Source organism: Streptomyces sp. NPDC088254 (assembly GCF_044740925.1).
In the GTDB taxonomy this organism is placed as follows: Bacteria; Actinomycetota; Actinomycetes; order Streptomycetales; family Streptomycetaceae; genus Streptomyces.
Genome location: NZ_JBIURQ010000004.1, coordinates 91,976 through 114,445, shown reverse-complemented (window position 1 = coordinate 114,445; position 22,470 = coordinate 91,976). Strand labels below are relative to the sequence as shown.

Sequence of the window (22,470 nt, the reverse complement as noted above, 5' to 3'; positions counted from 1 at the left end):
CAAGTCACGAGTTGTACGTACTCTGCGCCCGCTCAAGACCGTCGATCACCAGACACTCCACCGCGTCCGCCGCACGGTCCACGAAGTAGTCCAGCTCCTTGCGCTCCGCCGAGGCGAAGTCCTTCAGCACGAAGTCCGCCACCTGCATCCGCCCCGGCGGCCGCCCGATCCCGAACCGCACCCGGTGGTAGTCCGCGCCCATCGCCTTCGTCATCGACTTCAGACCGTTGTGCCCGTTGTCCCCGCCGCCCAGCTTCGAACGCAGCGCCCCGAAGTCGATGTCCAGCTCGTCATGGACCGCCACGACGTTCGCCAACGGCACCTTGTAGAAGTCCCGCAGCGCGTTCACCGGACCGCCCGACAGGTTCATGTACGACATCGGCTTCGCCAGCACCACCCGCCGGCTCCCCGGCCCCGGCGGCCCGATCCGGCCCTCCACGACCTGCGCCTGCGCCTTGCCCGCCCGCTTGAACCTCCCCCCGATCCGCTCGGCCAGCAGATCGGCCACCATGAACCCCACGTTGTGCCGGTTCATCGCGTACTCCGGGCCCGGATTGCCCAACCCCACGATCAGCCACGGGGCGCTCGGATCGCTCGTCACGTCACTCTCTCCCTACGCGACAGCCGCCGCTCTCGGAGGAGAGCGGCGGCTGGAGCCAAAGCCGCCGACGGCGGCCGGACGGCTGATCAGACCTCGGCGGCCTCTTCGCCGACCTCGGACTCCTCGCCCTCAGCGGCCTCCTCGGCCTGAGCGGCCAGGACCTGGAGGACGACAGCGTCCTCGTCGACGGCCAGCGTCGTACCGCTCGGCAGCTTGATGTCCTTGGCGTGGACGGAGGCGCCGGCCTCCAGGCCCTCGACGGACACCGTGACGGACTCGGGGATGTGCGTGGCCTCGGCCTCGACCGGAAGCGCGTTCAGGACGTGCTCCAGCAGGTTGCCGCCCGGCGCCAGCTCACCCTCGGTGTGCACCGGGATCTCGACCGTGACCTTCTCGCCACGCTTGACCAGCAGCAGGTCGACGTGCTCCAGGAAGCCCTTCAGCGGGTCGCGCTGCACGGCCTTCGGGATCGCCAGCTCGTTGGTCTTGCCGTCGATGTCCAGCGAGATCAGGACGTTCGGCGTACGCAGCGCCAGCAGCAGGTCGTGGCCCGGCAGCGTCAGGTGCAGCGGGTCGGCGCCGTGGCCGTACAGCACACCGGGAACCTTGTCGGCACGACGGATACGACGGGCGGCACCCTTGCCGAACTCGGTGCGCGACTCGGCGGAGATCTTCACCTCGGACATAACGATCACTCCTCGCAGTAAGCGGAACGGACGGGGTCACCCGGCCACGAACGGCCTGCTACGAAGAGCGCGTCGATAACGGACAACCGCACAGCAGTGCGGCCTCCCTCGCCGAGCAACTTCAGAAGTCTACTCGGCGAAAGAGGCCGCACAGAAATCGATCACCGCGGAACGCGGCCGACGACGCCTACTGCTCGTCGAACAGGCTCGTCACCGAACCGTCCTCGAACACCTCACGCACCGCGCTCGCGATCGTCGGAGCGATCGACAGCACCGTGATCTTGTCCAGCTCCAGCTCACCCGGCGTCGGCAGCGTGTTCGTGAACACGAACTCGCTCACCTTCGAGTTCTTCAGCCGGTCCGCCGCCGGACCCGACAGCACACCGTGCGTGGCCGTCACTATGACGTCCTCCGCACCGTGCGCGAACAGCGCGTCCGCCGCCGCGCAGATCGTGCCACCCGTGTCGATCATGTCGTCGACCAGGACGCACACCCGGCCCTTGACCTCACCCACGACCTCGTGGACCGTGACCTGGTTCGCCACGTCCTTGTCACGCCGCTTGTGCACGATCGCCAGCGGCGCCCCCAGCCGGTCGCACCAGCGGTCCGCGACCCGCACCCGGCCCGCGTCCGGCGAGACCACCGTCAGCTTCGTGCGGTCCACCTTGCTGCCCACGTAGTCCGCCAGCAGCGGCAGCGCGAACAGGTGGTCCACCGGACCGTCGAAGAAACCCTGGATCTGGTCCGTGTGCAGATCCACCGTGAGGATCCGGTCCGCACCCGCCGTCTTCATCAGATCCGCGATCAGACGCGCCGAGATCGGCTCACGACCACGGTGCTTCTTGTCCTGCCGCGCATAACCGTAGAACGGCACGATCACGGTGATCGAACGCGCCGACGCGCGCTTCAACGCGTCGATCATGATCAGCTGCTCCATGATCCACTTGTTGATCGGAGCCGTGTGGCTCTGGATCAGGAAGCAGTCCGCACCACGCGCCGACTCCTGGTAACGGACATAGATCTCACCGTTGGCGAAGTCGAAGGCCTTCGTCGGGACGACCCCGACACCCAGCTGGTGGGCGACCTCCTCGGCAAGCTCGGGGTGGGCGCGGCCGGAGAAGAACATCAACTTCTTCTCGCCGGTCGTCTTGATCCCGGTCACAGCACTGTCTCCTAAGAGGTGTCTCAACTGGATGCCGACAGACCTCGCCGCTGGGCGCGACGCGGCCGTCTCAGCTGGTGGGGGTGCGGGTGTGCACCTATCACGGTACGCCGTGTTCGACGCACTCGTTTCCGGTCAGTCCTGGCCCTCGCCCTGCCGCGAGGCCGCCTCCGCCGCCTTCGCCGCCGCGCTGCCCGGACGCTTGCGAGCCACCCAGCCCTCGATATTGCGCTGCTGACCACGGGCCACGGCCAGCGAACCGGGCGGCACATCCTTCGTGATCACCGAACCGGCGGCGGTGTACGCGCCGTCCCCGACAGTGACAGGAGCCACAAACATGTTGTCCGAACCCGTACGACAGTGCGACCCGACGGTGGTGTGATGCTTGTCCTGCCCGTCGTAGTTCACGAACACGCTCGCGGCACCGATGTTCGAATACTCGCCGATCGTCGCATCACCCACGTACGACAGATGCGGCACCTTCGTACCCTCGCCGATCGACGCGTTCTTCGTCTCCACGTACGTACCGATCTTGCCCTTCGCACCCAGACGCGTACCCGGCCGCAGATACGCGAACGGACCCACCGACGCACCCGCACCGATCTGCGCCCCGTCCGCCACCGTGTTGTCCACCCGCGCCCCGGCCCCCACCGACGTGTTCCTCAGCCGGCAGTTCGGCCCCACCTCGGCGCCCTCACCCACATGCGTCGACCCCAGCAACTGCGTCCCCGGCTGCACCACCGCGTCCTGCCCGAACGTCACCGACACGTCCACCCACGTCGTCGCCGGATCCACCACCGTCACACCCGCCAGCATCGCCGCCGTCAGCAACCGGTCGTTCAGGATCCGACGCGCCTGCGACAACTGCACCCGGTTGTTGATCCCCGCGATCTCACGATGATCCCCCGCCACCGACGCACCCACCCGGTGCCCCGCCTCCCGCAGGATCCCCAGCACATCCGTCAGGTACTCCTCACCCTGACTGTTGTCCGTACGCACCTGCTTCAACGCCTGGGCCAGCAGCGCCCCGTCGAACGCGAACACCCCCGAGTTGATCTCCCGGACCGCCCGCTGCTCCTCCGTCGCGTCCTTGTGCTCCACGATCGCCGTCACCGCGCCCGTGGATGCGTCCCGCACGATCCGGCCGTACCCCGTCGCGTCCGGCACCTCCGCCGTCAGCACGGTCACCGCGTTGCCGTCCGTGTCGTGCGTGGCCGCGAGCCGCGCGAGCGTCTCACCCGTCAGCAACGGGGTGTCCCCGCACACCACGACCACCGTGCCGTCCACCGTCCCGCCGAGCTGCTCCAGGCCCATCCGCACGGCGTGCCCGGTGCCGTTCTGCTCCGCCTGGATCGCGGTGCGCACGTCCGGGTCGATCTCGCCCAGGTGGGCCGTGACCTTCTCGCGCGCGTGCCCGACGACGACGACCAGGTTCTCGGGGTCCAGCTCCCGCGAGGCGGCCAGCACATGCCCGACGAGGCTGCGACCGCAGATCTCGTGCAGGACCTTGGGGGTGGCCGACTTCATACGGGTGCCCTCACCCGCTGCGAGAACGACGACGGCTGCCGGGCGAATGGCGCTCACGGAATTGCCCTTCGGCTGTGGAGAGGTGGGACATCCGAAGGATACCGGGGCGGTTTCCGGGGGGCATGAGAACGGGTCCTGACCTTGTTTAGGTCAGGACCCGAACGATATGGCTCCCCCGCCAGGACTCGAACCCGGACAGATGGCACCAAAAGCCACAGTGCTTGCCGATTACACCACGGGGGATTACCAGGTGCAGCCTACGCGGTTCCGCGCCTCGCCTCCACCACCATGCCAGACCACCGTCCCTCGATGCGACGGTGTAGGTCGGCGCTCTGAAGCACGGCGACCCTGAGGCAACCGTGGTGGTTCTCCCCGGTGTTGGTCCGGTTGGTCTTGGGGTTGTGCTTCTTGAGGCTCGCCTTCAGAAGGTCATCGATGTCGATGCCGACCTGGCCGGCCCAGTAGGCCTCGGCCGCTGGCACGTCGGCCGATCCGTGGATGTTCACCGAGAACCGTCGGCGCTCGGGCTCGACGCCCAACAGGTCCAGCCATGCCAGGAAGAGTCTGATCATGTTTGCGTCGCTGTTCACGAAGATGACGCGCCGGTTTGAGCCCGGCTTGGCTTTCGCTCCCTCGGCCAGTAGAGCCCGACGCCGACCAGGAACAGCTCACGGCTGGTGATCGGCCCGATCTCGGTGCATGCCGTCGCCTGCAGGTCGGCTCGCGCAACAGCGCGATTCTTGCCCCCACGCTGCACGCCGAGCCGTGCTGCCTGAGTGTCGGGGCGGGGGCGCTCCGGCCTGGGCAGGTCCCGTACCCACAGTGAGATCGAGCTCTTGGAGCACCCGAGTTCCACCTGGATCTGGTCGTACGTCCAGCCCTGCAGCCGCAGCTCCCTCGCCCTGTCCCTCAGGTCGTCCTCCGCGTTCCGCCGCTTCGTCCGGTCGGGAGGGGCCTCGCCTTCGAGGAGCCGGTTGAGGAGTCCGCGTACTTGCCGTGGGAATGTGCCATGCGCATACCGTCCGGCCGGAATGTCAGGTTCCGGAGTCGAGCGGGCATGGTTCAGCGGTTCGAGGGATGTCGGCGGGTTTCGTAGGTGTTCGGTTACCCGCCGTGCTGTAGGGCGGGCGCGGAAATGGGGCGGGAAAAGCGGGGGTTGCGCCCGTAGGGTGGAAGCATGACCACGACGGGGGAAGAGACCGCCACGGCTCGGGGAGGGCCTTGGTGGTGGGGCAGGCGCCGCAGTGCGGTGTTCGACTGGTGTCTCGCGGTGGCGTCCGCGCTGGAGTGCGCGGCGGAGGGGGTTCCGTTCGCGCGGGAGGCGGGGATCCCGGTGGGCGTGGGGGTGGTGTTCGGTTTTCTCGCCGGTTCGGTGCTCCTGGTGCGCCGCAGGTACCCGATCGCCGTGGTGCTGGTGGCGATCGCGATCACGCCGGCCGAGATGGGCTTCCTGATGGGGACCGTCGGTCTCTACACGCTGGCGGCGTCGGAGCTGCCGCGGCGGATCATCGGTTCGCTCGCCGGGATGCAGTTGGTGGGGACGTTGATCGTGACGTTCGTCCGGGTGCGGCAGGACATCGCGCGGGGCGCTCTGACGTTGGGCGACTGGTTCGTGCCGTTCGCCTCCATCGCGATCTCGCTCGGCCTGACCGCGCCGCCGTTGCTGCTCGGCCTGTACGTGGGGGCGCGGCGGCGGTTGATGGAGAGCCTGCGGGAGCGGGCGGACGACCTGGAGCGGGAGCTGCAGTTGCTCGCGGAGCGGGCGGAGGAGCGGGCGGAGTGGGCCCGCAACGAGGAGCGGACGCGGATCGCGCGGGAGATGCATGACGTGGTCGCGCACCGGGTGAGTCTGATGGTGGTGCACGCGGCGGCGTTGCAGGCGGTGGCGCGCAAGGATCCGGAGAAGGCGGTGAAGAACGCCGCGCTGGTGGGGGACATGGGGCGGCAGGCGTTGATGGAGCTGCGGGAGATGCTCGGGGTGCTGCGCAGCGGTGGTGAGGGGGAGCGGCGTCCGGCGGTGGAGGCGGTCGCGGCGGTGGCGGTGGCGCGGGTCGTGGAGGAGGGCGAGGGGCCGTGTCTTGAGGAGCTGGAGGAGTTGGTGGGGCAGTCCGCGGCGGCGGGGATGGTGGTGGAGTTGTCGGTGGAGGGTGAGGTGCGGGGGTATGCGCCGGAGATCGAGCAGACGGCGTACCGGGTGGTGCAGGAGGCGTTGACGAACGTGCACAAGCATGCGGCGGGCGCCAAGGCGCGGGTGCGGTTGGCGCACCGGGTGGCGGAGATCGCGATGCAGGTGGAGAACGAGCCGCCGCCGGAGGCGGGTTCGGCGGCGTCGGCTCGGTTGCCGTCGGGGGGCAACGGTCTGGTGGGGATGCGGGAGCGGGTGGTGGCGCTGGGCGGGGTGTTCGTGTCGGGGCCGACGGAGGCGGGCGGCTTCCGGGTGTCGGCGGTGATCCCGGCGGGGTGACCTGTCCTGCGCCGGCCGGTTCGCGGTGGGGCGGGTTGGTCAGCCTGTGGTGAGGCGGGTGGGTTCTATGCCGGAGACGAGGGCGTTGAGGGCTTGGTCGATGTCGGGGCCGACGTACCAGTCGCCGGTGTGGTCGAGGGCGTAGACGCGGCCTTCGGCGTCGATGGCGATGAGCCCGTTGTGGTCGGTTTCGGCGCCGAGGGGGCTGACGTCGGTGTCGAGGGCGCGGCTGAGGTCGGCGAGGGTGCGGGCCATGTGGAGGCCGTGCAGGGGGTTGAGGTCGACGGTGGCGGGGGCGACCTGTCGGCCGGGGCCGGTGGGGGCGACGCGCAGGCCGCCGAACTCGGCCCAGGCTTCGACGGCGGCGGGGAAGACCGCGTGGCGGTGGCCGGCGGGTGAGGTGTGGTCGCGCAGGCGGTCGGCCCAGAGTTCGGCCTGTTTGATGTCCCAGCGTCCGGGGCGCCATCCGGCGGCGCGCAGGGCGGCGTCGACGGGGGCGGGGAAGCGGGTGCTGGTGGTGCGGTGATCGGGGTGCATCTGCCCTTCGTCCGTCGAGATCGTGCGGTTGTGCGGTGGTGCTTCGCGCTCTGTCGTGGGTGTCGCGGTGGGTGTGGAGGGGGTCAGCCGTCGGTGCGTGCCGGGTCGACGATGTAGACGCCGAAGTGGTCGCTGAGGGCGGTGCAGGCGCGGCAGGGGGTGGCGAAGCTGCCGTGGAGGGGGTCGCCGTCCTCGCGGATGCGTCGGGCGGTGAGTTTGGCCTGTTTGAGGGCTTTGCGGGCTTCGCCGTTGGTCATCGGTTTGCGGGCGGCGCGTCTGCTGCGGGTGGCGTCGACGGCGGCGATGTGGCGGGAGATGAGGAGGGCTTCGGCGCAGCGGCCGGTGAAGCGGTTGCGCTGGGCGGTGGGGAGGGTGTCGAGGAAGTCCTGCACGAGGGGGTGGAGCGTGGGCGGCTGGTCGCCGCGGGCGGCGGTGCAGGTGAAGGTTTCGCCGCGGACGGAGAGGGCGGCGGCGATGGTGGGGAGTATGCCGTCGCGGCGGTGCAGGAGGGTGGGGACGTGGGGGGTGTCGGCGTGGCTCCAGCCGATGCGGGGGTCGCCGGAGTGGCCGGCGTGCGGTCCCGTTTGCGTGCCGTTCATGGTGGTCTTCCCCTCCCGTGCGTCCCCCCGGAGGTGACAGGGTGCCAAATGGCGAGGCTGCTGGGGAAGCTGGGGCGTTGCGACACGCCCGGTTGGGGGCGCGTCGTCACGGTGGGGTGACGGCTGGTCACGGAAGCGGAGGCCCGGTGACCGGTGTCGTCGTACCGCATAGGCTGTCGGCACCGCTTGGCGTGCGGTTGACGCGCGTCGGAGACCGTTGGAGACAGTCGGATACGGAGCGTGGTGGTCGGTGCCGTGAGCGGGCCGGTCGCTGCGGTTCGTACAGAGTGCCGCAGGGGGCAACCGCCATGACGACAGGTCGGCTCGGGCAGCAAGCCGCGCCGCCGAACGCGGCCTACGCCGGGCAGGTCGTGCACTTCCCGGATCCGGTCCGGGCGGCGCGCCATCCGAGGGGGGTGCGGGTGGACGAGCGCGGTTACCCGGACTTTTCGCCCTATGCGCGTGCGGCGGCGGAGATCGCGGATCCGCCGGAGGGTTTCGGGGTCGACGAGCTGCGGCTGACGGACTACGTGTCGGCGAACGCCGCGTTGGCGGCGTCGGGTCATGAGTTGTGGGACACGGTCGAGAGTGTGGCGACGCCGCACGGCTGGACGTGGCATCACGTGGCGGGCTCGCGGCGGCTGGAGTTGGTGCCGGTCGAGGTGAAGGCGTTGCTGCGGCATCACGGCGGGGTCGCGACGGCGGCGGTGGACCATGCGAAGCGGGGGACGCGGCCGTTGCAGGAGACGCGTCCGGCGCACTTCGGTCTGCCGAAGTCGGGTGTGGCGGTGACGGAGTCGCAGGTGCAGGGGGTCGAGGAGGATCTCGGCTACCGGTTGCCGGGCGCGTACCGGTCGTTCTTGAAGGCGGCGGGCGGTTGCGCGCCGGTGGGGGCTGCGCTGGACGCGGAGTTGGGGCTGCTGGTGGACCAGCCGTTCTTCACGGTGCGGGACGAGGCGGCGGTCAACGATCTCGTGTACGTCAACAAGTGTCTGCGGGACCATCTGACGAAGGACTTCCTGGGCGTCGGGTTCGTGCAGGGCGGTCTGCTGGCGGTGAAGGTGAAGGGCGCGCGGATCGGTTCGGTGTGGTTCTGCGCGTACGACGACGCGCGGGACGTGGATCCGGCGTGGTCGCCGGCGGAGCGGGTGGAGCAGTTGTTGCTGCCGTGCGGTGAGGACTTCGATGTGTTCCTGTCCCGACTGGCGGGCAGGCCGCCGGAGTTGGAGACGGTGGCGAATCTGATGGTGGACGGCGGTTTCGCGCGGGCTGTTCCGGCGGCCGCGGGTTCGTCCGTGTCGTCCGTCGGTGTGGGGGAGTGATCCGGTGATGGTGACGTTCGCTCAGGCGCAGGAGCGCGGCGAGGAGTGGATCAACGGGGACGTCCCTGCGTACCAGCATCGTGAGGTGCGGGTGCGGGAGTTTGGCCTCGGGTTCGTGGTGTGGGCGGAGGACCGTGCGGAGGGGCCGCGTTCGGACGGTGGCGGCCAGCGGTTGGTGCTGGCGCGGGACGGTGGGGAGGTCACGTTGTGGCCGTCGCTGCCGGTGGGCGAGGTGATCCGGCGGTACGAGGAGGAGTACGGGCGTCCGCAGGGCGAGCCGGAGCCGGAGCCGGCGGTCGCGGCGCGGGTGGACCTGAACCAGACGTCGTTCTTGTTGTCGCCGCCGGAGTGGTTGCAGGAGGCGGCGGACCGGATGGGGATTCCGGGGCGGCGGGGAGAGGGGGGTGAGGCGGGGGCCGATTCCGGTTCCGGTTCTGGGTCCGGGACGAGCTCGGGATCGAGCACGGGTTCGGGTGCTTCCGGGTCTGCCGGTGCGGGTTCCGCCGGTGGCGGGGCCGTGACGCCCGATGCCTCGCTTCCGCAGACGCAGGCCGGGGTGCCCGCGGGCGGGAGTGCGGGGCCGGGTGCGCCGTCCGCTCCGGTGGGGGCGACGCCCTGGGCGGGCACGGACACCAACGCCGACGCCGGCGACGACCGTTCCGTCCCGCTGCCGGCGACGGTGTTCGCGCCGCCGCTGAGCGGTTCGGACGACGAGGCGCCGACGCCGCCTTCCTCCCGGCCGGACGCCAAGACGGCGCTGATCGCCGGGGGCAGTCAGCTGCCGCCGACGGCGGTCTCGCCGGCGCTCGGCGATCCGCAGGGGCCGGGTGCGCCGCAGCCGCCTGCCGCGTCGCAGGGCTCGGGCGTGCCGCAGCCGCCGGGTGTTCCGGGTGGGCCGGTGGCTCCCGGGCGGCCGCTCGCGCCGCACGCCGGGGACATCGCCGACGCCGCGACCAGCAAGGCGGCTCCGCCTCCGCGTCGTCCGCGCGGCGGGTCGACGCCGCCGCCCCCGCCGGGGGCCCCGGGCGTTCCCGGTGCGCGGCCGGGCGCTGCTCCGCCGCCTCCGCCCGGTCCTGGTGCGCCCGGTGGGCCGGCGGGCGGGTATGTGCCCACGCAGCTCGTGTCCGCGCTGGGGCCCGAGGGGCCGGGCGCGCCGCAGCCGCCCGGCGCTCCCGCTGCTCCCGGCACGCCTGGCGGGTCCGGTAACCCTGGTGGCCCCGGTGGGCCTGGCGGGGGGAACGCGCCCGGCGGTACGCCTCCGGGCGGGGTCCATCACGCGGCCACGATGCTCGCCGACCCCGGTCGGCAGGGTCCGGGCGGCGGTGTGCCGCAGCCTCCGCAGCCCCCGGGTGCTCCCGGTGCTCCGGGAGCCCCGCTGCCCCCGGCGAACCCGCCCGGTGCGCACGGCTCGGCGGGCGGTGCGCAGGGTGCCGTCCACCATGCGGCGACGGTGCTTTCGGGTCCCCCGGCGGGTCCTCCCCCCGGCCCTCCGGCGGGCCCCCCGCCCGGTCCTCCCGGCACGCCGCCGTTCGCCCCGGGCGGCCCGCAGCCGATGCCGCCGGGCGGGATGCCTCCCGGCGCGATGCCGCCGCCGGGCGCGCCCGTGCCGGGGCAGCCGTCGGCGTACGGGTATCCGCAGGGGCAGCCGACGGTCGGCCCCGGCTACCAGGCCGTGCTGCGCTATCGCGCGCAGGACGGTTCGGAGCAGCAGCTGATCCGGCGTTCCGCGCCGGGCACCCCGCACCCGGAGTGGCAGATCTTCCACGAGCTGCGCGCGATGAACGTGCCGCCGGACCAGGTGCTGGAGCTGCACACGGAGCTGGAGTCGTGTGAGCTGCCGGGTGCGTACTGTGCGCGGATGATCCGGGAGCAGTGGCCGCAGGCGCGGATCACGAGCATCGCGCCGTACGGCACGGATCATGCGAGCCGTCAGCAGGGGATGCGGCAACTGCTGGCTCACCAGGGTGAGTTGCATCAGGTCGCCGACGGTCCCGCGCGTCCCGCGCCGGTGCGTGCGCCGTTGCCGCCGGTGCAGCCGGCGTCGCCGGTCCCGCCGGAGGCGGTCGCTCAGGAGCTGGCGGCGGCGTTCGGTCCGGGGGTGTTCCGGTTCGAGCAGGCGGCGGTGGCACGTCAGGGGGTGCCGCCGGTCGTGGCGCACACGCTGGTGACGGCGGGTCTGCCGGTGGACATGGGTCCGTTCTTCTGGGCGCAGCCCCAGCCGGGGCGGCCGGTGCCGACGCTGGCGGAGCTGGCGGCCGAACGGGGGGTGCAGTCGTCGTCGGACGCGGGGTCGTACCTCGTGATGGGCAGCGACTTCGGCAAGGCGGTCTGTGTGCAGTACGGGACGGCGAACATCGTCGCCGTGCCGGTGGAGGCGGGGCCGGGCGGTGGGCCTGTGCCGCCGCAGTTCGTGAACACCGGGCTGCCGGAGTTCGTGCGCTGTCTCGCGCTGCTCGGGCGGATGTGGCGGCTGCGGTTCGGGCTGAACCAGGAGCAGGCGGGCCGCTGGACCGTCGACTTCCAGGCCCAGCTGGCCTCGCTGGACCCGGCGGCGCTCGGGTCTGCGGACAGCTGGTGGTCGGTGCTGCTGGAGCAGATGTGGGACGGGCTGCTGTGAGGCGTGCGCGCCGCTGACGCGGTGGGTGTCGGGGGCCGGACCGGTCGTATGACCGGTCCGGCCCTTCTGTGTTCGTGTCCTGGATCGTTCGGTGCCGACCGCCACCTGTGCCCGGAGTGTCGCGTTATGAACACTTAAGTCCGATACATCAAGATATGCGCGAAATCATTTTTTCGAAGTCCGTCTGGTGGAGAGGGGCTACAAATGAGCAGCGCGCACAGCGCACAGGTGTCGCCGCCGGGGTTCGTGACCGTTCGCGGGCGCGGCTACCGGCCCAAAGAGGTCGACGCGTTCACCGCCGCGCTCTCCGCCGAACGCGACGCCGCCTGGGAGCGGGTGACGCGGCTCACCGGACTCGCGCAGGAGATGCTGGCGGAGTCCGAGCGGTTGCGTGAGGCCGTGAAGGGGCTCGCGCCGCAGGCGTACGACGCGCTCGGGGAGCGTGCGCGGCGCGTCTTCCAGCTCGTGCAGGAGGAGGCGGCTCAGGTGCGCGAGCAGGCGCGGCAGGAGGCGCAGGAGGAGGTCGAGGAGGCCGAGGCCCGCGCCCTCGCCGTGCGCCGGAGTGCGCAGGAGCAGGCGGAGGCGGTCCGCGCGGAGGCCCAGGAGTATGTCCGCCGTCGGCTGCTGGCCGCCCGCGCGGAGGCGCACGGGATCCGGGCCGGCGCGCGGCGCAAGGTGAAGGAGTTCCGCGGCGAGGCGGTGACGGCGCTGCGGGACGTGCGTCAGCGCACCGCGGGGCTGCTCGTCGAGCCGAAGCGGGAGTACGCGGAGCGGCTGGCGGCGGCGGAGCGGGAGGACGCCGAGCGGGTCACCGCCTTCGACGCCAACCACGCCCGGGCGATGGCCCGCGCGGAGGAAGCCCTCGCCGAGGCGCAGCGGGAGCTGGCCGAGGCCGAGGAGTCCTCCCGGCGTCGCCAGGACGAGGCACGCGCGCGTGCCGCCCAGATCGTGGCCGAGGCCCACCTCCGAGAGGACCGCATCGCCCGGGAGACGGAACGAGTCCTCCGCCAGCACGGTGAACGCCGCGACGAGATCCAGACCCACATGGACCAAATGCGAGACACCCTGAAGGTCCTCACAGGCCAACCAGTCGAGTAACCCACGCCCAACGACGGGGGCCCGCACCTGACGGTGGGAGGCCCGCACACGCCGGCCCCCGGCTCCCGCCCCGCGCCTGACGGCGGGAGGCCCGCACACGCCGGCCCCCGGCTCCCGCCCCGCGCCTGACGGCGGGAGGCCCGCACACGCCGGCCCCCGGCTCCCGCCCCGCACCTGACGGCGGGAGGCCCGCACACGCCGGCCCCCGGCTCCCGCCCCGCGCCAGACGGTGGGAGGCCCGCACCCCCGGCTCCCGCCCCGCGCCAGACGGTGGGAGGCCCGCACCCCCGGCTCCCGCCCCGCGCCAGACGGTGGGAGGCCCACACCCTCGGCTCCCGCCCCGCGCCAGACGGTGCGGGAGGCCCGCACTTGGCCCCGGCTCCCGCCCCACGGGGCGGGACGCCCGCACCCCCGGCCTCTGCCCTGGCTTCCGCTCCGCGCTCGACGGCCCTTCGGCTACCGCCACCCGTCCCACGGCGGGTGGCCCCTCGGCGTCTGTGCAGCTTGGCGCACGTCGGCGTGGCCCTGCTCCCTCAGGCGCCGCCGCACGCCCCCTATGCCGGCACGCCCGCTGCTCCGGGGTCCGCCCTGGCTTCCGCCGCGCACGCGACGGCGGATGGCCCGCTGCCATGGCGGCTCCGCCGCATGCGTGCATGGCCCGCTGCCATGGCGGCTCCGCCGCATGCGTGCATGGCGCGAGGGGCCACCGCCCCTTCCTCGGCCCAGAGTCGTACGTCAGTCCGAGATTGCTTTCGGCTCGGCCGCGCTCCCCGCAGTGGGAAACCCGTCGTGTGCGCATCCGCCGGCGCTGGGGCCCGGCGCTGAGCGGCGTAAGTCGTCAACTCGTCAGCAGCAAAGTCGAGTTGCCCTGGGCGCAGGGCCTGCTGTGTCGGTCGGTCAGGCTGCGGCCCCCCTTGCCGGTTGACCCTGACGTGGCGGCAGGGTGGACCCTGTGTGTGGCCGGGAGGAGGAGGTGACCCCGAGAGTCGCTCCGTCTGGCGGGTGACTCCCCCTAGGGGTGTCTCCCCCTTACGGGTCGGGGAGGGGTCGTACCGACGGAGGACGAGACGGACCCTCTCTGCTCCTTAACCTGGCTTCACGCCACGGGGGAGGGCCAACCCCACGGGGGGAAGGTGGGGTTAACCCCCCGCCAGGACGGGTCCGGGCACCAGCGCGCCGGACCGGTCCACGCCGACAGACTTGGCGGCGCAGGCCCACGAGCCACAGCTCACCAGCTCACCAGCACGACCGTGAACCGCGGGACGCACCCCGCACCCGGGGCGCCCAAGCGTTCCGTTCATTGATCGACATAGGAGACATACCGTGACTTCGGCTGTGACCATTCCCAGGGACGGGGGCACTGGAGGGCGTACGGCCGTAGCCGCGCGGGCGCGGCAGGTCGTGAAGGCGTACGGGTCGGGGGAGACCCGTGTCGTCGCTCTCGACCACGTCGACGTGGACATCGCCCGCGGCCACTACACCGCGATCATGGGCCCCTCGGGGTCCGGCAAGTCCACCCTGATGCACTGCCTCGCCGGTCTCGACACCGTCACGTCCGGGCAGATCTACCTGGACGAGACCGAGATCACCGGCCTGAAGGACAAGAAGCTCACCAAGCTGCGCCGGGACCGCATCGGGTTCATCTTCCAGGCGTTCAACCTGCTGCCGACGCTCAACGCGCTGGAGAACATAACGCTGCCCATGGACATCGCCGGGCGCAAGCCCGACAAGGAGTGGCTGGACCGCGTCGTCGAGACCGTCGGCCTCGCCGGCCGGCTCAAGCACCGCCCCACCCAGCTCTCCGGCGGCCAGCAGCAACGCGTCGCCGTGGCCAGGGCGTTGGCGGCTCGACCGGAGATCATCTTCGGTGACGAGCCGACCGGAAACCTCGACTCGCGCGCCGGCGCCGAAGTCCTCGGTTTCCTGCGCCGCTCCGTGGACGAGCTCGGCCAGACCATCGTGATGGTCACCCACGACCCGGTGGCCGCCTCCTACGCCGACCGCGTCCTCTACCTCGCCGACGGCAGGATCGTCGACGAGATGCACCAGCCGACCGCCGACCAGGTCCTGGACCGGATGAAGGACTTCGACGCCCGGGGGCGCACGTCATGACCGTCCTGAAGACCTCGATGCGCAACTTCTTCGCGCACAAGGGACGCATGGCCCTGTCGGCCGTGGCGGTCCTGCTGTCGGTGGCCTTCGTCTGCGGGACGCTGGTGTTCACCGACACGATGAACACCACCTTCGACAAGCTGTTCGCGGCCACCTCCTCCGATGTGACGGTGAGCGCGCAGAACGCCTCCGACACCGGTGAGACCACCTCCGCCAACGGCAGACCGCCGGTCATGCCGGACAGCGTCCTCACCAAGGTCCGCGCGGCGGCCGGCGTGAAGTCGGCGGAGGGCTCGGTCTTCTCGACCTCCGTCACCGTCGTCGACGCCGACAAGGACGACCTGTCGCCCTCCAGCGGCGCCCCCACCATCGTCGGCAGCTGGAGCGCCAACGAGGCCCGCACCATGGAGATCACCGAGGGTGCTGCGCCGCAGGGACCCGGCCAGATCATGGTCGACGCGGACACCGCCGACCAGCACGGCCTGAAGCTCGGCGACGAGCTCGGCGTGATCACCGCGGTCGGCACGCACACCTCGAAGATCTCCGGCATCGCCGCCTTCGAGGTCACCAACCCCGGTGCCGCGGTGTTCTACTACGACACCAGGACCGCCCAGCAGACGCTGGTCGGCAAGCCGGGCGTCTTCACCAACGTCAGCGTCACGGCCGCGGCCGGCGTGAGCGACGACCAGCTGAAGAAGAACGTCGCGGCCGCGATCGGCGGCCGGTACAAGGTGCAGACCGCCAAGGAGACCGCCGACGCCAACCGCAAGGACGTCGGGGAGTTCCTCAACGTCATGAAGTACGCGATGCTCGGCTTCGCCGGGATCGCCTTCCTCGTCGGCATCTTCCTGATCATCAACACGTTCTCCATGCTGGTCGCCCAGCGCACCCGCGAGATCGGTCTGATGCGCGCCATCGGCTCCTCCCGCAAGCAGGTCAACCGCTCGGTCCTCGCCGAGGCGCTGCTGCTCGGCGTCGTCGGCTCGATCCTCGGCGTGGGCGCGGGCGTCGGCATCGCCGTCGGTCTGATGAAGCTCATGGGCATGACCGGCATGAACCTGTCCACGGACGATCTGACGGTGGCCTGGACGACCCCGGTCGTCGGCATGGCCCTCGGCGTGATCGTCACCGTCCTCGCCGCCTATCTGCCCGCCCGCCGCGCCGGCAAGGTCTCCCCGATGGCCGCCCTGCGGGACGTGGGCGCACCCGCCGACGCCAAGTCCGGCCGGATCCGCGCCGTCGTCGGCGCCGTCCTCACCGCCGGCGGAGGTCTCTGCCTCTACCTGGCCACCGCCGCCGCCAAGGCCGGCGAGGGCTCGCTGTGGCTCGGCCTCGGCGTGGTCCTCACCCTGATCGGCTTCGTCGTCATCGGCCCGCTGCTCGCCGGCGGCGTGGTGCGGGTCCTCGGCGCGCTGCTTCTGCGGGTCTTCGGCCCGGTCGGCCGGATGGCCGAGCGCAACGCCCTGCGCAACCCGCGCCGCACCGGCGCCACCGGCGCCGCCCTGATGATCGGCCTCGCCCTGGTCGCCTGTCTGTCGGTGGTCGGCTCCTCCATGGTCGCCTCCGCGACCGACCAGCTCGACAAGACCGTCGGCACGGACTTCATCATCCAGAACGACCGGGGCCAGCTCATCACCCCGCAGGCGGTCCAGGCCGTCAAGGCGGCGCCGGGACTGGAGCGCGTCACCGAGTACAAGATCCTCGACGTCGACCTCAAGACCCCCGACGGCAGGACGTCCAAGAAGGAGACGCTCAACGCCGCCGACCCGTCCTACGCGAAGGACCTGAGCGTCGAGACCGTCGCCGGCGACCTCGCCGACGCCTACCGGCCCGACTCGATGTCCGTGTTCGAGGGATTCGCCGAGGACCACGGGCTCAAGCTCGGCTCGAAGGTCGACGTGGCCTTCAAGGACGGCGGCAGGGCGGCGCTCACGGTCCGCGCGATCACCAGCGACGAGATGGTGGTCGACAAGGGCGCGATGTACGTGTCGATCGCGACGGTCGCCAAGCACGTGCCCGCCGACCGGATGCCGCTGGACACGCTGGTCTTCGCCACCGCCAAGGAGGGGCAGCAGGACGCCGCCTACAAGGCGCTGAAGTCGTCCCTGCACGCGTACCCGCAGTACAAGGTGCGCGACCAGACCGACTACAAGCAGGCTCTGAAGGACCAGATCGGCCAGCTGCTCAACCTGATCTACGGCCTGCTGGCGCTCGCGATCATCGTCGCGGTCCTGGGCGTTGTGAACACCCTGGCCCTGTCGGTGGTGGAGCGCACCCGGGAGATCGGCCTCATGCGGGCCATCGGCCTCTCCCGCCGCCAGCTGCGCCGCATGATCCGCCTGGAGTCGGTCGTCATCGCTCTCTTCGGCGCGCTGCTCGGCCTCGGCCTGGGCATGGGCTGGGGCGCCACCGCCCAGCAGCTCCTCGCCCTGGAGGGGCTGAAGGTCCTGGACATCCCCTGGCCGACGATCATCGGGGTCTTCCTCGCCTCGGCCTTCGTGGGTCTGTTCGCGGCCCTGATCCCGGCCTTCAGGGCAGGCCGCATGAACGTCCTGAACGCCATCGCGACCGACTGACCGACGAACCACTCCCGACCCCGGCACCGAGGAGCCACGGGGGGCTCCTCGGCGCCGGGGTTTCCGGTGCCCGCACGGGGCGGATCCCCCTCCCCGCACCCCACCCGTCGTCCACAGCCCCCGCACACCACCCCGCCCCGACGTACCCTGGAACACCCCCGGCCCGTGACACGAGTCGGGCCCTTCGCGTTGATCATCAACTCGCCTCGGACCCCCGGACGGAAAATCCCCTCCATGAGCCTGCACGGTCTGCTCGACGCCGTACTCAAGGACCCCGCCCTCGCGGAAGCGATCCCCGCGGCCGCAGACGGCAACCGCATGCACGTCGACCTGGTCGGCCCCCCGGCGGCCCGCCCCTTCGCCATCGCCGCCCTCGCGCGCGAGACGACCCGCACGGTCCTCGCCGTCACCGCGACCGGCCGCGAGGCCGAGGACCTGGCCGCCGCCCTGCGCTCCCTGCTGCCCCCGGACGGCGTCGTGGAGTACCCCTCCTGGGAGACGCTCCCGCACGAACGCCTCAGCCCCCGCAGCGACACCGTCGGCCGCCGCCTCGCCGTCCTGCGCCGGCTGGCCCACCCCAGCCCCGACGACCCCGAGACCGGCCCGGTGTCCGTCGTCGTCGCCCCCGTCCGCTCGGTGCTGCAACCACAGGTCAAGGGCCTCGGCGACCTGGAACCGGTCGCCCTGAGGTCGGGGCGGACCGCCGACCTGAACGAGACGGTCGAAGCCCTCGCCGCAGCCGCGTACACGCGCGTGGAGCTCGTCGAGAAGCGCGGCGAGTTCGCCGTGCGCGGCGGCATCCTCGACGTGTTCCCGCCCACCGAGGAACACCCCCTGCGCGTCGAGTTCTGGGGCGACGACGTCGAGGAGATCCGCTACTTCAAGGTCGCCGACCAGCGCTCCCTCGAGGTCGCCGAACACGGACTGTGGGCCCCGCCCTGCCGTGAGCTCCTCCTCACCGACGACGTCCGCGCACGCGCGCGTGCCCTCGCCGAACAGCACCCCGAACTCGGCGAACTGCTCGGCAAGATCGCCGAGGGCATCGCCGTCGAGGGCATGGAGTCCCTCGCCCCGGTCCTCGTCGACGACATGGAGCTGCTCCTCGACGTCCTGCCCAAGGGCGCGATGGCCGTCGTCTGCGACCCGGAGCGGGTCCGCACACGCGCCGCCGACCTGGTGGCGACCTCGCAGGAGTTCCTCCAGGCGTCCTGGGCGGCCACCGCGATGTCGAGCGCGGACGACGTCCGCTCCGGCAAGGGCGGTGGTGGGCGACGGGCGGGAGGCGAGGCGCCGATCGACGTCGGCGCGGCCTCCCTGTGGTCGATCGCCGACGTCCGCGACCGCGCGCGCGAGCTGGACATGATGTGGTGGTCGGTGTCGCCGTTCGCCGCCGACCTGGAACTGGAGGACGACACCCTCCAGTTCGGCATGCACGCCCCCGAGACCTACCGCGGCGACACCGCGAAGGCGCTCGCCGACACCAAGGGCTGGCTCGCCGACGGCTGGCGGGTCGTCTTCGTCACAGAGGGCCACGGCACGGCGTCCCGCACGGTGGAGGTGCTCGGCGGCGAGGGGGTCGCCGCCCGCCTCGACGGCGACCTGGCCGAGCTGACCCCCTCTGTCGTCCACGTCTCCTGCGGCTCGCTCGACCACGGCTTCGTCGACGCGGCACTGCGGCTCGCCGTCCTCACCGAGACCGACCTGTCGGGCCAGAAGGCGGCCGGCAAGGACGGCGCGCGCATGCCCGCCCGCCGCAGGAAGACCATCGACCCGCTCACCCTGGAGACGGGCGACTACATCGTCCACGAGCAGCACGGCGTGGGCCGCTACATCGAGATGGTGCAGCGCACGGTGCAGGGCGCCACCCGCGAGTACCTCGTCGTGGAGTACGCCCCCGCCAAGCGCGGCCAGCCCGGCGACCGCCTGTACATCCCCACCGACCAGCTGGAGCAGATCACCAAGTACGTCGGCGGCGAGGCCCCCACCCTGCACCGCTTGGGCGGCGCGGACTGGACGAAGACGAAGGCGCGCGCGAAGAAGGCCGTCAAGGAGATCGCCGCCGACCTCATCAAGCTCTACAGCGCCCGGATGGCCGCCCCCGGCCACGCCTTCGGCGCGGACACCCCCTGGCAGCGCGAACTGGAGGACGCCTTCCCCTACGCGGAGACGCCCGACCAGCTCACCACCATCGCCGAGGTCAAGGACGACATGGAGAAGACGGTCCCCATGGACCGCCTGATCTGCGGCGACGTCGGCTACGGCAAGACGGAGATCGCGGTCCGCGCCGCGTTCAAGGCCGTCCAGGACGGCAAACAGGTCGCCGTCCTCGTCCCGACCACACTCCTCGTCCAGCAGCACTTCGGCACCTTCAGCGAGCGCTACTCCCAGTTCCCGGTGAACGTGCGGGCGCTGTCCCGGTTCCAGACCGACACCGAGGCGAAGGCCGTCCTCGAGGGCCTGCGCGAGGGCTCTGTGGACGTCGTCATCGGCACCCACCGCCTGTTCTCGTCCGAGACGAAGTTCAAGGACCTGGGCCTGGTCATCGTCGACGAGGAGCAGCGCTTCGGCGTCGAGCACAAGGAGCAGCTGAAGAAGCTCCGCGCCAACGTCGACGTCCTGACCATGTCCGCCACGCCCATCCCACGCACCCTGGAGATGGCGGTCACCGGCATCCGCGAGATGTCGACGATCACCACGCCCCCGGAGGAGCGCCACCCGGTGCTCACCTTCGTCGGCCCCTACGAGGAGAAGCAGATCGGCGCGGCCATCCGGCGTGAACTGCTGCGCGAGGGCCAGGTCTTCTACATCCACAACCGGGTCGAGTCGATCGACCGCGCGGCCGCCCGGCTGCGGGAGTTCGTCCCCGAGGCGCGGATCGCCACCGCGCACGGACAGATGTCGGAGGCGGCGCTGGAGCAGGTCGTCGTCGACTTCTGGGAGAAGCGGTTCGACGTGCTCGTCTCGACGACGATCGTCGAGTCCGGCATCGACATCTCCAACGCCAACACGCTGATCGTGGAGCGCGGCGACACCTTCGGCCTGTCCCAGCTGCACCAGCTGCGCGGCCGGGTCGGCCGCGGCCGGGAGCGCGGTTACGCCTACTTCCTCTATCCGCCGGAGAAGCCGCTGACGGAGACCGCCCACGAACGGCTCGCCACCATCGCCCAGCACACCGAGATGGGCGCGGGCATGTACGTGGCGATGAAGGACCTCGAGATCCGCGGCGCGGGCAACCTCCTGGGCGGCGAGCAGTCCGGCCACATCGCGGGCGTCGGCTTCGACCTGTACGTCCGCATGGTCGGCGAGGCGGTCGCCGACTACCGGCGTCAGCTGGAGACCGGCGGAATCGAGGAGGAGCCGCCGCTGGAGGTCAAGGTCGAGCTGCCCGTCGACGCGCACGTCCCGCACGACTACGCGCCCGGCGAGCGGCTGCGCCTGCAGGCGTACCGGGCGATCGCCTCCGCGAACTCCGAGGACGACATCAAGGCTGTCCGCGAGGAACTCGTCGACCGCTACGGCAAGTTGCCGGAGCCGGTGGAGAACCTGTTGCTGGTGGCGGGGCTGCGGATGCTGGCCCGGGCGTGCGGCGTCGGCGAGATCGTGCTCCAGGGCGCCAACATCCGCTTCGCGCCGGTGGAGTTGAGGGAGTCGCAGGAGCTGCGACTCAAGCGGCTGTACCCGGGCTCGGTCATCAAGCCGGCCGCCCACCAGCTCCTCGTGCCCCGCCCGAAGACGGCGAAGGTCGGCGGCAAGCCGCTGGTCGGACGCGAACTGCTGGGCTGGGTCGGGGAGTTCCTGGCCACCGTCCTCGGGTCGTAGCCGGCGGCGTCGGGCCGGGGAGCCGTCGGCTCTCCGGCCCGTGGTGCGGGGCGTGACGCTAGGGCTGCTGCTCGGGCGGGCGCTCCTCGTCCATGCCGAGCCGCCGGTGCGCCTGCTGCTGCGCCGAGTCGACCTGCGACTCGTACTTGCTGCCCGTCCTCTCGTTGGCCTTCTGTTCGGCGGTGTCGGACATCTGCTTCGCCTTGTCCCGCCCATGGCCCTTGAACCTGTCGAAGATGCCCATGGAGGAACTCCTTCCGGAGGTGACTCACCCTCGACGATAGGCACCCCCGACCCGGAATGCCCACTTGTGAGACGCATGGTCTGAACCTGTCCCGGCGGCGCTGTCAGGCGCTCGCCTACGGTGTACGCGCGAGCGTCGGGGGAATCCGCCCCTGTGCGGGGCGGTGACGGGCCAGTGCGATGGGGAGGGGCGCGCGTGAGGCGTCTGAGGGGCGGGACGGCGAATCAGGCTGTGACCGGAGGCGTCCGCGGACGGGCGGCGGGCGGGGCGGCGCTGGCGCTCGCGGCACTGCTGACGGGCTGCTCGCAACTCGCTGACAGCAGCGGTGCGCCGGGCGCGACCGCGTCGGACACCGCCGGCGGCGTGGGCGGTGGCTCCGCGGCCCACGGGACCAGCCCTCTCACCGACCCCGACGGCACGAAACCGGGTCTGGGGGCGCTCACCTCCGCCCGGGACAAGGCGACGGCGCGCGCCCTGATAGCCAAGGTGCCCACCAAGGGACGCGGCCCGAAGACCGGCTACGACCGGGACGAGTTCGGCCACGCCTGGATGGACACGGCCGACGGTGTGCCGCTGGCGAGGAACGGGTGTGACACGCGGAACGACCTGCTCAAGCGCGACGGTCAGGACGTCGCGTTCCGCAAGGGCTCCGACTGCGTCGTCGTCTCGATGAACCTGTACGACCCGTACACCGGCAAGGACATCGCCTGGAAGAAGGCGAAGGCCGCCGAGGTGCAGATCGACCATGTCGTGCCGCTGTCCTACGCCTGGCAGATGGGCGCCGCCCGCTGGGACGAGAAGAAGCGGCAGCGGCTGGCCAACGACGTGCTCAACCTGCTGCCGGTGTCCGGCCCCACGAACTCCGCCAAGCGGGACGCGGGGCCGGCCACCTGGCTGCCGCCGAGCAAGGCGATCCGCTGCGCGTACGCGGTGCGGTTCGCGCAGGTGGCGCTGAAGTACCGACTGCCGGTGACCACTGCGGACAAGAGCGCGATGCTCGCCCAGTGCGGAGCCTGAGCCGAGGGTGAACCGGCGGAACCGGGCGGCGTTCCCGACCTGGCGGAAATCCCCTTTCCCGGAGGCGGGGCCGCCCCTACGGTTGCGCC

General features: G+C 71.5%; 15 protein-coding genes, 1 tRNA gene and 1 pseudogene. 8 read left to right on the top strand and 9 right to left on the bottom strand.

The window, feature by feature from the left end; all coding sequences use genetic code 11:
• Positions 1–4: 4 nt before the first annotated feature.
• From pth to ACIOC0_RS13420, 6 genes and pseudogenes are all read right to left on the bottom strand, one after another.
• Complete coding sequence (gene pth, locus ACIOC0_RS13445; protein WP_351099977.1) at positions 5–601, bottom strand: aminoacyl-tRNA hydrolase; 597 nt, start codon at positions 599–601, stop codon at positions 5–7.
• 86 nt (positions 602–687) lie between these two features.
• Positions 688–1,287, bottom strand: a complete 600-nt coding sequence (locus ACIOC0_RS13440) for a 50S ribosomal protein L25/general stress protein Ctc (RefSeq protein ID WP_402155168.1) — start codon at positions 1,285–1,287, stop codon at positions 688–690.
• Positions 1,288–1,474: 187 nt separating this feature from the next.
• Entirely contained in the window at positions 1,475–2,449 is a 975-nt protein-coding gene (locus ACIOC0_RS13435) for a ribose-phosphate diphosphokinase (protein ID WP_130442412.1), read from the bottom strand.
• 135 nt (positions 2,450–2,584) lie between these two features.
• Positions 2,585–4,033 carry a bifunctional UDP-N-acetylglucosamine diphosphorylase/glucosamine-1-phosphate N-acetyltransferase GlmU gene (gene glmU / locus ACIOC0_RS13430; protein WP_402155167.1) on the bottom strand — a complete coding sequence of 483 codons (1,449 nt, stop codon included), beginning with the start codon at positions 4,031–4,033 and terminating at the stop codon, positions 2,585–2,587.
• A gap of 110 nt (positions 4,034–4,143) precedes the next feature.
• Positions 4,144–4,219, bottom strand: a tRNA-Gln gene (locus ACIOC0_RS13425).
• 14 nt (positions 4,220–4,233) lie between these two features.
• Positions 4,234–5,009: pseudogene (locus ACIOC0_RS13420) on the bottom strand (hypothetical protein).
• Between the two features lie 144 nt (positions 5,010–5,153).
• Between ACIOC0_RS13420 and ACIOC0_RS13415 the strand changes: the two are divergent.
• A complete protein-coding gene (locus tag ACIOC0_RS13415; RefSeq protein ID WP_402155166.1) occupies positions 5,154–6,440 on the top strand; it encodes a sensor histidine kinase in 1,287 nt (428 codons plus the stop codon).
• Positions 6,441–6,479: 39 nt separating this feature from the next.
• Here ACIOC0_RS13415 and ACIOC0_RS13410 read toward each other — a convergent pair whose 3' ends face one another.
• Together ACIOC0_RS13410 and ACIOC0_RS13405 are read right to left on the bottom strand one after the other, a co-directional pair.
• The gene (locus tag ACIOC0_RS13410; RefSeq protein ID WP_402155165.1) at positions 6,480–6,977 is read right to left on the bottom strand and encodes an SUKH-3 domain-containing protein; all 498 of its coding nucleotides are present in this window, start codon (positions 6,975–6,977) and stop codon (positions 6,480–6,482) included.
• Positions 6,978–7,060: 83 nt separating this feature from the next.
• Positions 7,061–7,576 (bottom strand): YwqJ-related putative deaminase, encoded by a 516-nt coding sequence (locus ACIOC0_RS13405; RefSeq protein WP_402155163.1) that lies wholly within the window; start codon positions 7,574–7,576, stop codon positions 7,061–7,063.
• A 308-nt stretch (positions 7,577–7,884) separates the two neighbouring features.
• On the opposite strand from ACIOC0_RS13405, the gene ACIOC0_RS13400 reads away from it, so the two are divergent.
• The 6 genes from ACIOC0_RS13400 (at position 7,885) to mfd (ending at position 21,120) form a co-directional block, all read left to right on the top strand.
• A complete protein-coding gene (locus ACIOC0_RS13400) occupies positions 7,885–8,898 on the top strand; it encodes an SMI1/KNR4 family protein (RefSeq protein WP_402155162.1) in 1,014 nt (337 codons plus the stop codon).
• A 7-nt stretch (positions 8,899–8,905) separates the two neighbouring features.
• Positions 8,906–11,515 (top strand): SUKH-4 family immunity protein, encoded by a 2,610-nt coding sequence (locus ACIOC0_RS13395; protein WP_402155161.1) that lies wholly within the window; start codon positions 8,906–8,908, stop codon positions 11,513–11,515.
• A gap of 204 nt (positions 11,516–11,719) precedes the next feature.
• The gene (locus tag ACIOC0_RS13390; protein ID WP_402155160.1) at positions 11,720–12,613 is read left to right on the top strand and encodes a cellulose-binding protein; all 894 of its coding nucleotides are present in this window, start codon (positions 11,720–11,722) and stop codon (positions 12,611–12,613) included.
• Positions 12,614–13,936: 1,323 nt separating this feature from the next.
• The gene (locus ACIOC0_RS13385; protein ID WP_351098331.1) at positions 13,937–14,725 is read left to right on the top strand and encodes an ABC transporter ATP-binding protein; all 789 of its coding nucleotides are present in this window, start codon (positions 13,937–13,939) and stop codon (positions 14,723–14,725) included.
• On the top strand, positions 14,722–17,301 hold the full coding sequence (locus tag ACIOC0_RS13380; RefSeq protein ID WP_402155159.1) for an ABC transporter permease: 2,580 nt from the start codon (positions 14,722–14,724) through the stop codon (positions 17,299–17,301). Before ACIOC0_RS13385 ends, ACIOC0_RS13380 begins: the two co-directional genes overlap by 4 nt.
• A 234-nt stretch (positions 17,302–17,535) precedes the next feature.
• On the top strand, positions 17,536–21,120 hold the full coding sequence (gene mfd, locus ACIOC0_RS13375; RefSeq protein WP_402155158.1) for a transcription-repair coupling factor: 3,585 nt from the start codon (positions 17,536–17,538) through the stop codon (positions 21,118–21,120).
• A gap of 58 nt (positions 21,121–21,178) precedes the next feature.
• On the opposite strand, the gene ACIOC0_RS13370 is transcribed toward mfd, so the two are convergent.
• The gene (locus ACIOC0_RS13370; protein ID WP_402155157.1) at positions 21,179–21,364 is read right to left on the bottom strand and encodes an antitoxin; all 186 of its coding nucleotides are present in this window, start codon (positions 21,362–21,364) and stop codon (positions 21,179–21,181) included.
• A gap of 231 nt (positions 21,365–21,595) precedes the next feature.
• Here ACIOC0_RS13370 and ACIOC0_RS13365 point away from each other — a divergent pair, with 231 nt between their 5' ends.
• Entirely contained in the window at positions 21,596–22,381 is a 786-nt protein-coding gene (locus ACIOC0_RS13365; RefSeq protein ID WP_402155156.1) for an HNH endonuclease family protein, read from the top strand.
• Positions 22,382–22,470 lie beyond the last annotated feature (89 nt).